This window comes from Enterococcus sp. DA9, from assembly GCF_008000875.1.
Classification (GTDB): Bacteria; Bacillota; Bacilli; order Lactobacillales; family Enterococcaceae; genus Enterococcus_B; species Enterococcus_B lactis.
The window spans coordinates 990,901-1,008,110 of sequence record NZ_CP042839.1 but is presented as its reverse complement, the minus strand read 5'-3'; the positions used below and the strand labels follow the sequence as shown (position 1 = coordinate 1,008,110).

Below are 17,210 nucleotides of genomic sequence, written 5' to 3'. Positions count from 1 at the left end.
TCTTTTAACAATAAGAGACGAGCAATTCTGTCAAACAAAGCACCGTTAACGACTGTCCATAAGGCATTGCTGTGATTCCGATATTCCGATAAAAATCTAAACTATCCCCCATTCCTGTCCCGATTGAAACGTTTTGGACTTCTCCTTTTTCATCGATTTGTTCAAGCAATCCTTGGATAGCACGATAAGCGACTTCTTTATATTCTTGCGGCAAATAACGTTTATGTACCGCTTTCAAAATACCGTAAGCAAATCCTGCAGTTGCAGAAGATTCTACGTAAGAAGAAGGATCATCCAACAACGTATGCCATAAACCGCTTTCAGATTGATAAGTTTTTAATGCGCGCACTTGTGCTTCAAGTGTTTCAATCAACAACTTGCGCAATGCATCTTCTTTCGATAGTTCTAAGATTTCAATGATCTCTGGAATAGCAATCGTCAACCAGCAGTTTCCACGAGCCCAAAATGCTTCGGCATAGTTATGATTTCCTTCAAACGTCCAGCCGTGATACCACAACCCTGTTCGTTTATCCATCAAGTATTTGATATGGATCATAAACTGGTAACGAGCTTCTTCTAAATATTCTGGGCGATTCAACAGTTTCCCGATTTTTGCCAAAGGAAGCACTGTCATCATCAATGTATCGTCCCACAACTGATTCTTATTTTCCGGTCCATATGTGGCATGTTGCAACCCCTCTTCATTTGTCCGAGGCATGTCATTCATGACCCATTCTGCCCATTGTTCTAAATAAGGCAAATAGCGTGAATCTTTCGTGTCTTCATACAAGTAAGCCATCGTCAACAATGGGGCCATTGTATTGACGTTTTTTGGCGGAGCGCCTTCTTCCATCCGATCTTCAAACCATTCATTGACTACTTGATAAGCGCGAGGATTTTTTGTCATCTGGTAATTTTTATAAATACCGTATAATCCGACACCTTGTGGCCAATTCCATACTGTCCAGCTTTTGTCATCTACTTTCAATCCATCAAAGTCCAATAAAAATTCACCGTTATCGTCTTTGATCGTTGTCAGGTTTTCAACGAGCAGGTCAATTTTTTCTTTCACTAATTCTTTAGGTACAAAAATCTCTTCTTTAATAATCATCTTTATGCCACCTTTTTAAACGCTTTCATTTTATATCCTTAATATAGCAGTAATACCGTTCACTATAAATATCGCTTTTTGAACAAAAACTGTCTAAAATTGACCTAAACGTTAAATAACAAAAGTAACTTTCAAATACTTAGAAAACAAAAAAAGAACTTGGAGAAACAACGTTTTCCAAGTTCTTTTTCATCTATTTTTTTATCTCTTTTCTATGCTTTCTTTTGCTTATCCATTGTAAGCATCAATGATGATCTGTTTCAATTCAGAGATCAATGGTTCTTTCGGATTAGCTGTCGTACATTGGTCTTCGTAAGCTAATTCAGCCATACGGTCTACGGTTGTATCTAGTGTTTCTTGTGTGACTCCTTGAGCTTTTAGACTCATGTTGATGCCGACAGATTTTCCTAATTCATAAACAGCAGTTGCTAAAGCTTCGACTAATTCCTCTGTTGTTTCGCCTTTCAGACCTAAGAATTTTGCAATATCTGCGTAATCTGTATCTGCACGGAAATAGTCATATTTAGGGAACATCGCATGTTTTTGTGGATCTTTTGCATTGTAGCGGATAATATGCGGTAAAAGAATCGCATTTGTCCGTCCATGAGGGATCCCGTATTCCCCACCGATTTTATGTGCGACTGAGTGACAAATACCTAGGAATGCGTTAGCAAACGCCATACCAGCCATTGTAGAAGCGTTGTGCATTTTTTCACGTGATTCCATATCAGGTGTTTTCACTGATTTTTCTAAATAGTCAAAGACTAATTTGATTGCTTGCAGACTCAATCCGCGTGTATAGTCTGAAGCCATGACTGAAACATAAGATTCAATTGCATGTGTCAACACATCCATTCCTGTATCTGCTGTGACAGATGCTGGAACTGACATGACGAATTGAGGATCGACGATTGCGACATCCGGTGTCAATGCATAATCTGCCAACGGATATTTCACATGTGTTTCACTGTCAGTGATGACCGCAAATGGTGTTACTTCAGAACCAGTTCCTGATGTTGTCGGGATACACACGAATTGTGTCTTTTCTGGTTTATCGATCTTGTATGTCCGTTTACGGATATCCAAGAATTTTTGTTTTGCACCGAAGAAAGATGTGTCTGGGTGTTCATAGAACATCCACATTCCCTTAGCTGCGTCCATTGCAGAACCGCCTCCCAGAGCAATTACTGTATCCGGCTTGAAGTCTGCCATCAATTTCGTTCCTGCGTATACGGTATTTGTCGATGGATTCGGTTCAACCTCTGAGAAGACTTCGATTTTCACACCATTTTTGCGTCGTGACAATACTTCACGAACTGTATCGCAGTAACCAAATTGGACCATACCTGGGTCACAAACGATCATGACACGTTCAACATTTTCCATTTTCTCTAAGTACAATAGAGAATTCTTTTCAAAGAAGATTTTTGGCGGTAATTTGAACCATTGCATGTTATTTCTCCGTTTCGCTACAGTTTTGACATTGATTAAGTTTACAGCAGAGACGTTACGAGAAACAGAGTTCTTACCATAAGAACCGCATCCCAAAGTCAATGACGGAATCATTTCGTTATAGATATCACCGATACCGCCTTCTGCAGATGGTGTATTCACTAAAATACGACAAGCTTTCATTCGAAGACCGAATTTGACATGCAACTCTTCGTTTTCTGAATGGATAACTGCTGTATGTCCTAATCCTCCAAGATTCAACATACCTTCACACAAATCAAACGCATGGTCCGTGTTGTTAGCTTTGATCATGGCAAGAACTGGAGAAAGTTTTTCTCTTGATAGCGGATAATCTGGTCCTACGCCTTCCAATTCAGCAATCAGCATTTTCGTTCCTTTTGGTACACTGATTCCTGCTAATTTGGCGATTTCCATCGCAGAATGTCCAACGATCGATGGATTGACCGCATATTTTCCTTCGTTCATCACTGCATCTTCCAATTTTTGCAATTCATCTTGTTTTACGATATAAACTTGGTGTGCTTGGAATTCCGCTTTTACTGCTGCATAGATTTCTTTGTCCACGATCACAGCTTGTTCAGAAGCACAGATCATCCCATTATCAAATGTTTTCGAAACGATCAAATCGTTCACTGCACGTTTGATTTTTGCTGTTTTTTCAATATAAGCTGGTACGTTACCTGGACCTACACCTAAAGCTGGTTTTCCTGTAGAGTAAGCAGACTTGACCATTCCAGCTCCACCTGTCGCTAGGACGATCGCGATACCTGGATGGTTCATTAGCATAGAAGTCGCTTCGATCGAAGGATGTTCGATCCATTGGATACAATTTTCAGGAGCTCCGGCAGCGATAGCAGCATCACGTACCACTCGTGCTGCTTCTGCAGAAGATTTTTGGGCACTTGGATGGAAAGCAAAAACGATTGGATTTCTTGTTTTCAACGCGATCATTGATTTGAAAATCGTTGTGGAAGTCGGATTCGTTGTTGGAGTTACTCCGCAAACCACACCGACTGGTTCAGCAATTTCAATCAATCCTTTTTGGACATCTTCGTTGATTACACCAACTGTTTTATCATGTTTGATATTATGCCAAATATATTCGGACGCATACATATTTTTGATTGCTTTATCTTCGTAAACACCGCGACCTGTTTCTTCCACAGCCATCTTTGCTAATGGCATATGTTGATCTAAAGCTGCCATTGCCATTTCATGCACGATATGGTCTACTTTTTCTTGATCAAAGCTTTCCATTTCTTTCAATGCTACATTTGCTTTTTCTGCCAAACCATCAATCATTGCTTGTACGTCAATTGTCTTCGTTTTTTCTTTTTCCATTACTTTAGCCATCATTATCCTCCTAATGGGTCATGGTTATTTGTTAAATCATTCACATGTATATCATACAATATTTGTTTTTCTATGTAAACACTTTTTTGTGATTTTTTTCACAGTTATTTTTAAATACAAAATTGCTTTATTTACAAGTATTTGTACAGAAAAATATATAAAGTTATTTATTATTATTTATATGACACACCCGATTATTCAATATTGAGCAATGTATCCCATGCTCTTATCTCTTTCTTTTTGAACAAAAAACGAGGTAGGACATCTTTCTGCCCTACCTCGTCTTTAAATAAGCTTTGATACTTATTTTTCTTTCTTCTCTTCTGTCTCTTCCAGCGTTTCTGTTGTTTCAGTTTTTACTTCAACTGTATCAGCTGGTTCTTCTGTTGTTTCAACAGTCGTTGTTGCATCATTTGTTACGACAGTCCCTGGTTTGACCGTTTTGATTGCTGCACGATCGTACTCAAGGAAGATCCCTTCGCAGTCTAAAACGACTGTCCGTTTATCATTGTCGATTTCTGAAACAACTCCGTGTAATCCGCCAATCGTTACGACTGAATCACCTGGTTTCATGCTATCTAACAAGTTTTGACGTTCTTGCTGTTGTTTCTTTTGCGAACGTGACATAAAAAACCACATTGCTAATAGCGCGATAAACATCACAAGCATTGGTAATGATCCCATTTTTTTCACCTCACTAATTCTGTATCTACAAAAAACACTTTAGCAGAAAAATGCTGCTAACACTAGTTTTTTACTTAATTTTTAAAAGATTTTCCTTTAGAAACTTTTTGCGTTTTCTTTATTGAACCCGTATTCTTCAAAAAAGGCTTCTCTAAATTCAAGCAAATTATCATCCATGATCGCTTGACGTACTTGTTTCATTAAATTCAACAAGAAGTATAAATTATGGTAAGAAGTCAAACGAATACCAAATGTTTCATCACATTTGATCAAATGGCGGATATATGCACGTGTATAGTTTTTACATGTGTAACAATCACATTTCTCATCAATTGGACGGAAATCATGGGCATATTTCGCATTTTTCACTACTAGACGGCCTTGAGAAGTCATGCATGTGCCATTTCGAGCGATTCGAGTAGGCAAGACACAGTCAAACATGTCTACTCCACGGATAACACCATCAATCAATGAATCAGCAGCACCGACACCCATCAAGTAACGTGGTTTGTTTTCGGGAATCAACGGTGTAGTGAATTCTAATACACGATTCATTTCTGATTTAGGTTCCCCGACAGATAATCCGCCGATTGAGTAACCAGGGAAATCCATGCCGACTAGATCTTTCGCGCTTTGACGACGAAGATCTTCAAATCCTGCGCCTTGGATGATTCCAAATAATCCTTGACGGTCTGGGTTAGCATGAGCTTTCAATCCTCGTTCTGCCCATCGAGACGTACGTTCTACTGATTTTTTCACGTAGTCGTAACTTTCATCGAATGGTGGACATTCGTCAAAACTCATCATGATATCAGAGCCCAATTTATTTTGTATGTTGATTGCTTTTTCTGGTGATAAAAACATACGCGAACCGTTCAAGTGGTTTTTGAAATGCACGCCTTCTTCTTCGATATTCCGCATATCACTTAATGAAAAAACTTGAAAGCCGCCTGAATCTGTTAAAATCGGTTGATCCCAGTTCATAAATTTATGCAGTCCGCCAGCTTCTTCTACTAAGTCTTCACCAGGGCGTAGCCATAAATGATATGTATTACTTAAAATAACGCCAGCACCCATTTCTTTCAACTCTTCTGGGGACATTGTTTTTACTGTAGCTAATGTTCCTACTGGCATGAACATTGGTGTGGGAAAAGTTCCGTGTGGCGTGATCAATTCCCCTAAACGCGCGCCAGTGTGTTTTTCTTTCTTGATTAAACGATAGCGAATGGCAGGTTGCGTCATTCATTTCCCTACTTTCTATATAAAATATCTTGACAACTCCCACCATCATAATCGTTTCAAGTGCTTTTTGCAAGTTCCCTCGGCTTCCTTCTACTTTATTTAATATTCTTTTTTTTATCTTTTTTTCATGAATAACAAAAAAGAAAAAAACATTATGACAGAAATATTTTTTGATACATGGTATATTGGTTTTATGAAAGAAAGGAGGGGAAAATCATGCAATCTTCTGCAGAATTAAAACGCCAAGCAAAAGAGAGTTTAAAAGGTCGGTGGGGTCAAGCTGTTTTATTAAATCTAATCCCTACATTGATTGGTATTGTTGCTATTCTTCTTATTATGATTCCTATTATCTTGTTTGCTATTGCCACATATGATGGATCAGCGAACGTCTCAGATGCGATGGCATCAGGAAGCGGTAGTTCAGGAGGTGGTGGTGGAATTATTTCTAGCATTATCAGCGCTTTGTTCATGAGTGGTATTTCTTGGACTTATCTTGATGTTTTACGTGGTCAAAAAGATCAGATTGAACCATTCAAAGATGCATTTCGTGGATTCAAAGGTTTGTTTATCGGCGGAGTGATCGGTTTAGCTGTGTTGATTTCAATCTTTACAACATTATGGGGTTTGTTATTAGTTATTCCTGGAATCATTAAAAGCTATTCTTATTCTCAAAGCTATTTTATCTATTATGATATCGTCCAAGAAACAGGTCAAACGCCTAAAGTACTGGATACGATCACCGCAAGTCGAAAATTGATGGATGGTTACAAAGGAAAACTTTTCTGGTTAGATCTTTCATTTATTGGCTGGCATATCTTAGCATTAGCAACTGCTGGTATCGGTTATCTATGGCTCAGCCCTTATATTTCCGCAACAAAAGCAGCATTTTATGAACAATTGCCGAAAGATATTTAAAAGAGAGTGTGAGCCTGCCGTTTAATTCCGAGTCACAAAAAACAGTTTCTCATGTTTGATGAATATCGTGACTTGTGACCGAGGGGTTGGCAGGAAAACACCGTTTATCGAGAGGCAGTAAAAGAAACATTCAGCCCATTAGCAAAAAGGAGGTGTGACAACATTCATGTCACACCTCCTTTTTGTATAGTTCCAGTAAAAAGAAAATCAACTTAGAAACAGTTAATCATTCCTCTTCTTCTGCTTCCGGTAATCGATGGAACTTGATCAGTTCATTGACCGCGATTGGTACGATAGACAAAATCCCTACCAAGAACCAGTGATTCAAACTGATGTGTACTAGGCCGAATAGTTCTTGCGTAAACGGCAGCAAAGCAACAGCCGTTGTAATAGCTAATGCCAGTAACGCCATTTCTACCAAAGCTTTATTGGTTGCTAAATTGACTTTGAAGATCGATTGGCTGCTGCGTACATTGAACACATGCAAAATCGATGAATAAGCTAAGATCAAGAATGCAACAGTTTGACCGACATGCTGACTTGCATCTACCCATGGGCTAATAGTATCGACATAACTACCTAAATAGTAACCAAACAGCGTTACGATGGTGAAGACTCCTGCGTTTATGGCGATTTTTTGCAATAAACCTCGAGCAAAGATTCCTTCGTTTTTCGGAATAGGCGGCTGATCCATGATGCCGTGTTCTGCTGGTTCTCTTCCTAATGCAAATCCTGGAAGTCCATCGGCAACTACATTGACAAACAGTAGTTGTACAGCTGTGACTGGCGCTCCCCAGCCTAACAGCATCGCAATCAAAACAATAAAGATCTCCGAAATATTGCAACTTAGCAAAAAGTTGATTGCTTTACGAATATTCTGATAAACTGAGCGTCCTTGACTGACAGCATCGACGATCGTCGCAAAGTTGTCATCCGTCAGAATAATATCTGCGGCACTTTTCGCCACATCTGTACCTGTGATCCCCATGGCACATCCGACATTACTTGCTTTCAACGCTGGTGCATCATTCACGCCATCACCAGTCATCGCTACGACTGCACCCGTACGTTGCCAAGATTTGACGATCCGGATCTTGTCTTCTGGCGTTACCCGAGCATAGACAGAGAGAGATTTGACACGCGCATCTAATTCCTCGTCTGATAATTGATGCAGTTCTGATCCTGAGAGTGCTTCTGACGGATCATTCAAGATACCTAATTCTTTCGCTATGGCACTGGCAGTTACCACATGATCTCCAGTGATCATGACTGTTTTGATGCCGGCCTTTTTCGCTCGCTTGATTGCTCCTTTACTTTCTGGACGCGGCGGATCGATCATTCCGATCAGACCAATCAAATGTAAGTCTTTTTCCAACGCTTCAGAAGAAATATCTTGCGGTTCTTCGTCATAAGTAGCATAACCAACAGCAATCACTCTCAGTGCCCGTTTACCGAAACGATCATTAACGATTGCTGCTTGTTCTACATCGCCTGAACTAAAGCGCGGAGCAAGAACATCGAATGCTCCTTTGGTGATTGAGATGTATTTTTCACCCATTTGATGAACCGTTGTCATCATTTTTCGTTCAGAATCAAAAGGAAGCTCGTTTACTCGTGGATATTTTTCTTCTAATTCTGTTTTTGTATGATAATTCTCTTCAACAGCCCTAACGATGGCTACCTCTGTTGGATCACCTTTGATAACAAGATCATCGTCTTCTTGTTCGACCGTCACATCTGTACATAATGCAGCCATTTTCAATATTTCCATCGCGCTGTTCGTCATTGAGTCTTCGATATTCGTTACTTCATCGTCTTTGCTCCAGACTTGGCGGACGCGCATTTCATTTTGTGTCAGCGTTCCTGTTTTGTCTGAGCAGATAACATTAGCGGTTCCTAGCGTCTCTACTGCTGGTAGCTGCCGGATAATCGCATGTTTCCTCGCCATCTTCTGCACACCGTATGCAAGTGTCAACGTAACAATAACAGTCAAGGTTTCCGGTACAGCTGCAACAGCCAAGGAAATCGAAGTCATGAACATCTCAAGGAGTGGTTCTCCTTGCAGTTCGCCAATCACAAATACTAAAGCCGCAGCCGCTAAAGCAATCATACTGATTCGTTTGCCTAGCTGATTCAACCGGACCTGTAAAGGTGTCTTTTGCATGGTGTTTTCGTTCAAAAGATCCGCGATCTTACCCATTTCAGTAGCCATACCAATAGCCGTGACGATGGCTTTCCCACGACCTGCAACAACCGTACACCCTTTAAATACCATATTAAGTTGGTCACCTAATGACTCATCTTCTTTTGCGACGAATGCTGCATCTTTTTCGACTGCTTCACTTTCTCCAGTCAGCACCGATTCTTCTACACGTAATTGGGATGATTCGATCAAACGGGCATCGGCAGAAATAGCATCACCGGACTCTAAAACAAGAATATCACCCACTACCAGTTGCTCTGACTCAACAGTGGTCACTTTGCCGTCTCGTATGACAGTTGCCGTTTGTTTATTCATATCTTGCAAGGATTCCAGTGCTTTTTCTGCGTTTCCTTCTTGGACAATCGCCAATACCGAGTTGATCACAACGATAGCGATGATCAGCAGTCCTTCAAATAAATCCCCATGTTCTGTAGCAAATGCGGTATAAAAGGAAATCACCGCTGCTACAAGAAGGATGATCGTTGTAAAATCGGACAAGCTTCGAAAGAATTTTTTGATCATTGATTCTTTTGGTGCCTCATCGAATTTATTCAATCCCTGCTTTTTTCGTCGTTCATCCACTTCTTGTGAAGACAACCCAGTATCTGGATCTGCTTCCGTTACCTTCCTTACTTCTTCTATTGTCTGCTTGTATTCTTCCATCCTATTTCCTCCTTTAAAATCTTCGTACAAAAAAAGGTACTAATTTTACTATAACATTCTTTTATTAATTACTTCAAACAAAGGACCTATTGATTATTTGTTAAGAAAGCATAAAATCCAAAGCACTTACATCTGCAAGCGCTGTCAAAAGATGCTATTATATAGATGTAAGGAAGGAGGATACCATCAAATAAACAGAAGAATTTATCGATAGAACAGTGTAAGCAAACAAAGTTGTTAGAAGTACAGGTTTCACCCAGACATGCGTGTAGAGTACAAACCTATAAATAGTGAATGCGTATGGATGTTTGGATCACGAAGTATCCGAAACAAGAAGTAATGCGATACGTAACAATTGAATAACGTAAACGTCTGAAAATTGAATAGGAACAAGAGATGTTTCAAATGTTGAAGATGTAACGAAAACAAAATTTTTGTTTAACATGAAGAAATTCAACACCGTGCTTTGCATGTATGATGGAAAGTTACAATCATTTCTGTTTATTTGAATCCTTCCGAGATACAAGAAAGCCGAGCTTATCGAGAGCTCGGCTTTTTCTTATTTGTACGCATTTTTCTTATCTTTTAACTTGCATCTTACTACATTTTTCATACAAAAATTGATCGATTGTCGCTGAAAAGTTGGTGTATCATAAAGATAGTTCTTAACTTCTTCAATGTTATTACTCGTTAATGAAGTTTCTAGTAATAACACGTGTTTCAAAGCAGAAACGCAACTGTATAATTATCTGCGAATAGAAGCATCGAAAAAAGCTGCCAGTTAAAAAATCGGCAGCTTTTTTTTGTTTTTACGGAGATATTCTTGACTTTTTCATACTCAGAGTACGATCGTTCTAACCAGTCTTATTTCACGAACATCGCATCTCCGAAACTAAAGAAACGATAGCGCTCGTCAATCGCGTGCTGATAAGCAGATAATGTCAATTCTCTTCCGGCAAAAGCACTTACTAACATGACTAAAGTTGATTTTGGCAAATGAAAATTGGTTGAAAAAGCTTCCACCACTTTGAATTCATAGCCAGGTGTGATGAAAATATCGGTCCATCCACTGTCTGCTTTGATTTCTCCATTGAATTTCGTTCCAATCGTTTCTAATGTTCGAATCGAAGTCGTTCCGACAGCCACGATTTTCCCGCCGTTTTTACGTACTTGGTTCAATCGCTCAGCTGCTTCTTCCGTCAAACGGTAGAATTCACTATGCATATGGTGTTCTTCGATCTTATCTACGCTGACAGGACGGAATGTGCCTAACCCTACGTGTAGTGTCAGATAGACTAATTCAACACCCTTTGCTTCGATCTCATCAAGCAGTTCTTTCGTAAAATGCAAACCCGCTGTTGGTGCTGCAGCAGAACCATTTTCTTTCGCATAGACAGTTTGATAGCGATCTGGGTCTTCCAGACGTTCTTTGATATATGGAGGCAATGGCATTTCTCCCAACGATTCAAGAATCTCTAGAAAAATTCCTTCATACTCAAAGTCAATGATCCGTCCGCCGTGTTCCAATTCTTCTTTCACTACTGCTTGCAATCTGCCATCACCAAAAGAGATTCTTGTCCCAACTTTGGCACGTTTCGCAGGTTTGATCAATGTCTCCCACGTATCTCCTTCTGTATTCGTTAGAAGAAGGACTTCTAAATGAGCACCAGTATCTGGTTTTTCTCCATATAAACGAGCAGGCAGAACTCGTGTATTATTCATGACTAGCGCATCACCAGGATGTAATTCTTCAATGATTTCATGGAAATGCTTGTCTTTCATTTCTCCAGTTTTCCGATCCAAAACAAGTAAACGAGAATGATCGCGGTCTTTTAATGGTGTTTGTGCGATCAACTCTTCCGGCAAGTCAAAATCAAAATCTTCTGTTGTTAACATATCGTCACTCACTTTCTATCATGTGCTTCATCATTCTATCATGTTTTTCGTTCTGTTGGCAAAATCAGCACATTTTTATCCTAGCTTTTTATTTCCCTAAATAAAAAAACTACCCTATTTGTATTTTTTTATTGTTTTAGGCATACTAGTAATAGATAGTTCTTCATTGAAAATAGAAAAAGAGGTGGCACCATGATTGAATTTCAAAATGTGTCAAAGATTTATAAAGGTGGGAAAGTTGCTGTAGAGGACGTCAATCTTTCATTTGAAAAGGGTGAGTTCATTTGTTTTATCGGTACGAGCGGGAGCGGAAAAACGACGACAATGCGGATGATCAACCGAATGACTGATCCAACACAAGGGAAAATTTTGATTGATGGAAAATCCATCCAAGAAATTGATCCAGTGGAATTGCGACGTCAGATAGGCTATGTTATCCAAAGTATTGGATTGATGCCTCACATGACGATCCGTGAAAATATCACTCTTGTCCAAAAATTGTTGAAAGTCAGTCAAGAAGAACGAAATAAAACAGCTGAAAAAATGATTGATCTTGTGGAATTGCCCCGTGAGATGTTAGATCGCTACCCACATGAATTATCTGGTGGTCAGCAGCAGCGTATTGGAGTCGTTCGTGCCCTTGCAGCGAATCAAGATATCATCTTGATGGACGAACCATTCGGTGCGCTTGACCCCATCACTCGCGATTCTTTGCAAGACCTTGTCAAAGATTTACAAGAGCGCTTGGGAAAAACGATCGTATTTGTAACCCATGACATGGACGAAGCGATTAAACTAGCAAGCCGTATCGCCATCATGAGTGAAGGTCGTGTGATCCAATTCGATACACCAGAAAATATTTTACGTCATCCTGCAAACGATTTTGTAGAAGAGTTGATTGGAGAAGATCGCTTACTACAAGCAAAACCAAATGCGACAAGAGTCGGAGAAGTTATGCTAAATACAGCAATCACGATTACACCGGAAAAATCATTACAAGAAGCAATCAAACTGATGAGGGAAAAACACGTGTAGATACGTTGTTAATTACCGATAATTCGAATGTATTAAAAGGATTTATCGATGTAGAAACGTTGAATAAAAAACGAGGAAAAGTATCCAGTGTAGGCGACATTTTGAATAAACATGTTTTTTACGTAAAAAAATCCGCTTATCTTCGTGATACCTTGCAACGCATTTTAAAACGCGGGCTGAAATACGTGCCGGTCGTTGATGAACAGAACAAAGTCGTAGGTATCTTGACTCGCGCATCATTAGTGGATATCGTCTACGATGTGATTTGGGGAGAAGACCCCGCAACTACTGATGTTGCAGAGTCAGCTACTCCTGAAGAATCTAAGGAGGTCTGACCTATGCAGCAGTTTTTTCATCAGCACGGTTCAGAAATTCTCTCAAAAGGTTTTGAACATCTTTATATTTCAGGACTTGCTTTGATCATTGGTATCATCATTGCTGTACCGCTTGGTGTCTTACTGACACGTTTTCCGAAAGCTGCTACGATTGTGATTGGTTTAACCAGCGCCTTGCAAACAATCCCTTCTCTTGCTTTATTGGCATTGATGATCCCGCTATTTGGCGTAGGTAAATTACCTGCAATCATCGCTCTCTTTATTTATTCATTATTGCCAATTCTACGAAATACGTATATCGGGATGAAAAATGTCGATTGGAATTATCGGGATGTGGCAAAAGGGATGGGAATGACTGAGTTCCAATCCATTTTTTCCGTCGAACTGCCTATTGCTATGCCAACAATCATGGCCGGCATTCGTTTAGCTGCTGTTTACGTGATTGCATGGGCTACCCTTGCCTCTTATATCGGGGCTGGTGGTTTAGGTGATTTGATTTTTAGTGGACTGAATAATTACCAACCAGATCTCATTTTGGCAGGTACGATCCCTGTAACGATTTTAGCTCTGTTGGCTGATTGGCTTCTAGGTCTCTTGGAACACCGGCTAACACCGATCGCACTTAGAGAGGAGAATGACGAATGAAACGTATACTAAAAATGACTATGGTTCTTTTCTCTCTTCTTATACTTGCAAGTTGTTCCTTCCCTGGACTTGCCAGCAATACAGATGAAGACACCATCTCGATCACAGGTGGAATCACTTCTGAAGCTCAGATCTTAGCAAGCCTAGTTGCCGGGATGGTTGAACACTATACAGATAAAAACACAGCGATCATCAACAATCTCGCTACTACAACTATCAACCACCAAGCGATGATGAACGGAGATGCTTCGATTTCAGCAGCTCGCTACACAGGAACAGATTTAACCACTACATTGAATCTTCCTCCTGAAAAAGATCCGAAAAAAGCTTTTGAAATCGTGAAAGATGAATTTGAGAAAAGATATAACCAAACGTGGTTCCCATCCTATGGTTTTGAAAATACGTATGTCTTTCTTGTTCGAAAAGACACCGCACAAAAATACCATCTATCTAAAGTCAGCGATCTGAAAAATGTAGCGGATGAATTAGTAGCTGGTGTAGATACTTCTTGGATCAATCGTAAAGGAGACGGTTACGACGGCTTCCAGGAAACTTATGGTTTCTCTTTTAATTCGATCTTACCTATGCAGATTGGACTTGTTTACGATGCAGTCGAAGCAGGTAAAATGGATATTGTTCTTGGCTACTCTACGGATGGACGGATCGCCAGTTATGATCTAGTCATGTTGGAAGATGATCGTCAATTCTTCCCACCATATGATGCTGCTCCAGTTGTAGACAACAAGGTATTAGCTGATACGCCTCATTTAAAAGAAGCCTTAAATAAGTTAGGTCATACCATCAGTACGGAAAAAATGCAGGAATTGAACTACGAAGCAGATAATAATCTAGTGGAACCATCAGTAGTAGCACAACGTTTCTTACAAGAAAACCACTATTTTGAAGGGAAGTGAAGCAATTGGATAAAATGAATGTCTTTCAACAATTTTTCTATTATTTCCAGGAAAATGGCTCCTATATCTTTGCACAATTTATCCGTCACTTCCTGATTTCTATCTATGGTGTCCTCTTTGCAGCAGTTGTCGGGATTCCGGTCGGGATCATGATTTCTAGGAGACGTAAATTAGCAAACTGGGTGATTCGTTTGGCGAATATCATCCAGACGATTCCTTCCTTAGCCATGATCTCCATTCTGATTATTGGATTAGGTCTAGGAGTCAATGTCGTGATTGTTACTGTATTTTTATATTCCCTATTACCCATTATCAAGAATACGTACACCGGGATGATCCAAGTAGACAAAAATATCCTGGATGTCGGCAAAGGCATGGGGATGACTGCTAGACAACGGCTGTTCATGGTAGAGTTACCACTCTCTGTTTCTGTTATCATGGCAGGCATAAGAAACGCGCTAGTTGTTGCCATCGGGATAACCGCGATTGGTGCATTCGTCGGTGCTGGTGGTCTTGGAGATATCATTATCCGAGGAACCAATGCAACAGATGGCACATCGATTATTTTAGCCGGTGCATTGCCAACTGCATTAATGGCGATCATCACAGACTGGCTTTTAGGTATTTTGGAAAAACGGCTAGATCCTGCTTCAAAAAAATCGCAGACAGAATGAATCAAGACAAAAAAAGGTCGTAGCGCTTGAGCGCTACGACCTTTTTTATTTAAATGATATTCAATAAACTACTTTGTGTCCCAGATTCTTGATGGACTTATTTCTTCAAATGGTAACTATAGGTGCTGATAACGATATTTTCACGCCAAGACAACCGCAATCTTAACCGCAAACTTGTTTGGTTATGGAGAATATTCTGCCAACGTCTGTTTGGTACAAATTGAGGAATCAGCACAGTAGTTGTATAGTTTTGTTTCGCTGCATTTTTACTTACGATATCTACATACCGGATAATCGGATTTTCAATCGAGCGATAAGAAGAATGGACGATTGAGAAACGGACATCTGGGAAATGCTTTTTAAATTCTGCTTCGATTTCTTTTTCTTTTTCGACATCTTCGTCTAGCGAAACATGCATTGCAACGACATAATCACCGATCGAACGTGCGTAATTCAACGCACCGATATTCACCCGTGTCACATTCCCAACTAATACAAGAACGGTATTTCCGTCATAGTCATGTAGTTTTGCATCATTTTCTAAACGAAGCTGTTCTGCCACTTTTTTATAATGATCATGGATCTTATAAAAAATGAACATAACGATTGGCATGATGATGAAGAAAGGCCAAATGTCCCCTAACCGATAGACGAACAAAATCGCAATGATTGCATATGAGATGAACGCACCTGTAATATTGGCAATCGATTTGCTTAACCATCTTTTTCCTTCTTTTTTCCATTTGACGACCATCCCTGTTTGAGATAAAGCAAATGGAATGAACACGCCGATAGAGTATAACGGAATCAAGCGTTCTGTTGAGCCATGGAAAATAAACAGCAACACGATTGAACCTAGCGCTAGTGTGATAATCCCATTGGAATAGCCTAGTCGATCCCCACGATCTTGATACATGTGGGGCATGAATTTATCTTTTGCCAAATTGTATGCAAGAACTGGAAAAGCAGAAAAACCGGTATTGGCAGCAACGGCTAAAATCAGCGCTGTAGCAAATTGAAGGACGTAATACAAAATACCATGTCCAAAGACAGCTTTACCGATTTGAGACAAAACAGTGACTTCTTTTTCTGGAACGATTCCATACCAATAATTGATAAATGTGATTCCAACGAAGAAGAAACCTAAGATCAAGGCCATCATCGTCAATGTAGCAGCGGCATTTTTGGCTCTTGGCTTTTTGAAGAATGGTACGGCATTACTGATAGCCTCAACCCCAGTCAAAGAGGAGGAACCAGAAGAAAATGCTCGTAAAATCAAGGCGATAGAAACCCCTGGAACAACCGCCCCTGGCAACGCAGTAGCTTGCAATGGCACAGCACCTGTCACGATATTATATAACCCAACAACGATTAGCAACGAGATTACAAGGATAAATGTGTACACCGGAAATAACAGGAACGATGCAGATTCTCTCAGACCACGAAGATTCAGCATCATCAGTAGTAAAACGATTGTCACAGAAATAGCAACTTGATGCCCGTATAATGCTGGGACCGCTGATGTGATTGCTTCAGCACCTGCTGAGACAGATACTGCTACCGTCAACATGTAGTCGATCAATAAAGAGCCACCGGAAATCAAGCCCGCATTCTTCCCAAGATTCTCACTGCTGACGACATATGCTCCACCGCCATGAGGATAAGCATGGATGATTTGACGATATGATAGCGTTAAGGAAATCAATAAAATAATAACAAAAGCGGCAATGGGCAGCGAATACCAGATAGCTGCAGCAGACAAAGCGACTAAAACAACAACGATTTGTTCCGTACCATATGCAATAGATGATAACGCATCAGACGACAATAATGCCAAAGCAGCAAAACGAGTTAATTTGTGCTCATCATTTTCAGCAGATTTTAAAGGCTTACCTACTAACAACCTTTTTAAGTAATCCAATTTTTAAACTCCTTTACACGCAATTTTACTTCAAGTATGATAGTCGAAAATTTATAGTAAACAAGATGTTATAGTACGCTCACTGACCTTAAAAGTCAATAAACTTTAAGAAAATAATTGGAAAAAAACAGAAAAATATCAAGCAC

11 protein-coding genes and 1 pseudogene are annotated in these 17,210 nt (G+C 39.8%); 5 read left to right on the top strand and 7 right to left on the bottom strand.

Translation table 11 applies throughout. The features are described 5' to 3' along the window. Positions 1 to 4: 4 nt before the first annotated feature. The 4 genes from FTX43_RS05710 to tgt form a co-directional block, all read right to left on the bottom strand. The gene (locus FTX43_RS05710; protein ID WP_002309738.1) at positions 5 to 1,111 is read right to left on the bottom strand and encodes a glycoside hydrolase family 105 protein; all 1,107 of its coding nucleotides are present in this window, start codon (positions 1,109 to 1,111) and stop codon (positions 5 to 7) included. Between the two features lie 228 nt (positions 1,112 to 1,339). Further along, on the bottom strand, positions 1,340 to 3,937 hold the full coding sequence (adhE, locus tag FTX43_RS05705) for a bifunctional acetaldehyde-CoA/alcohol dehydrogenase (RefSeq protein ID WP_147606845.1): 2,598 nt from the start codon (positions 3,935 to 3,937) through the stop codon (positions 1,340 to 1,342). A 303-nt stretch (positions 3,938 to 4,240) separates the two neighbouring features. Further along, entirely contained in the window at positions 4,241 to 4,621 is a 381-nt protein-coding gene (gene yajC / locus FTX43_RS05695) for a preprotein translocase subunit YajC (protein ID WP_002320627.1), read from the bottom strand. A 96-nt stretch (positions 4,622 to 4,717) separates the two neighbouring features. Beyond that, positions 4,718 to 5,863 (bottom strand): tRNA guanosine(34) transglycosylase Tgt, encoded by a 1,146-nt coding sequence (gene tgt, locus FTX43_RS05690; RefSeq protein ID WP_002294183.1) that lies wholly within the window; start codon positions 5,861 to 5,863, stop codon positions 4,718 to 4,720. 216 nt (positions 5,864 to 6,079) lie between these two features. On the opposite strand from tgt, the gene FTX43_RS05685 reads away from it, so the two are divergent. After that, positions 6,080 to 6,778, top strand: coding sequence for a DUF975 family protein (locus FTX43_RS05685; protein ID WP_002293400.1), 699 nt, complete (start codon positions 6,080 to 6,082; stop codon positions 6,776 to 6,778). Positions 6,779 to 7,004: 226 nt separating this feature from the next. On the opposite strand, the gene FTX43_RS05680 is transcribed toward FTX43_RS05685, so the two are convergent. Both FTX43_RS05680 and queA read right to left on the bottom strand, forming a co-directional pair. Further along, positions 7,005 to 9,644: a cation-translocating P-type ATPase gene (locus FTX43_RS05680; RefSeq protein WP_147606842.1), complete on the bottom strand. Its 2,640-nt coding sequence runs from the start codon at positions 9,642 to 9,644 to the stop codon at positions 7,005 to 7,007. Between the two features lie 864 nt (positions 9,645 to 10,508). Next, the gene (queA, locus tag FTX43_RS05675) at positions 10,509 to 11,540 is read right to left on the bottom strand and encodes a tRNA preQ1(34) S-adenosylmethionine ribosyltransferase-isomerase QueA (protein ID WP_002293403.1); all 1,032 of its coding nucleotides are present in this window, start codon (positions 11,538 to 11,540) and stop codon (positions 10,509 to 10,511) included. A 192-nt stretch (positions 11,541 to 11,732) separates the two neighbouring features. Between queA and FTX43_RS05670 the strand changes: the two are divergent. The 4 genes and pseudogenes from FTX43_RS05670 to FTX43_RS05655 all read left to right on the top strand — a co-directional run bounded on the left by FTX43_RS05670 (position 11,733) and on the right by FTX43_RS05655 (position 15,143). Then, positions 11,733 to 12,910: pseudogene (locus tag FTX43_RS05670) on the top strand (betaine/proline/choline family ABC transporter ATP-binding protein). Between the two features lie 3 nt (positions 12,911 to 12,913). Beyond that, a complete protein-coding gene (locus FTX43_RS05665) occupies positions 12,914 to 13,555 on the top strand; it encodes an ABC transporter permease (RefSeq protein ID WP_002313982.1) in 642 nt (213 codons plus the stop codon). After that, complete coding sequence (locus tag FTX43_RS05660) at positions 13,552 to 14,469, top strand: osmoprotectant ABC transporter substrate-binding protein (RefSeq protein ID WP_002309746.1); 918 nt, start codon at positions 13,552 to 13,554, stop codon at positions 14,467 to 14,469. The genes FTX43_RS05665 and FTX43_RS05660 overlap by 4 nt, the downstream gene beginning before the upstream one ends. Beyond that, positions 14,466 to 15,143 carry an ABC transporter permease gene (locus FTX43_RS05655; protein WP_002316601.1) on the top strand — a complete coding sequence of 226 codons (678 nt, stop codon included), beginning with the start codon at positions 14,466 to 14,468 and terminating at the stop codon, positions 15,141 to 15,143. The genes FTX43_RS05660 and FTX43_RS05655 overlap by 4 nt, the downstream gene beginning before the upstream one ends. A 97-nt stretch (positions 15,144 to 15,240) precedes the next feature. On the opposite strand, the gene FTX43_RS05650 is transcribed toward FTX43_RS05655, so the two are convergent. After that, positions 15,241 to 17,064 carry an APC family permease gene (locus FTX43_RS05650; RefSeq protein WP_002309748.1) on the bottom strand — a complete coding sequence of 608 codons (1,824 nt, stop codon included), beginning with the start codon at positions 17,062 to 17,064 and terminating at the stop codon, positions 15,241 to 15,243. Between the last annotated feature and the right edge of the window lie 146 nt (positions 17,065 to 17,210).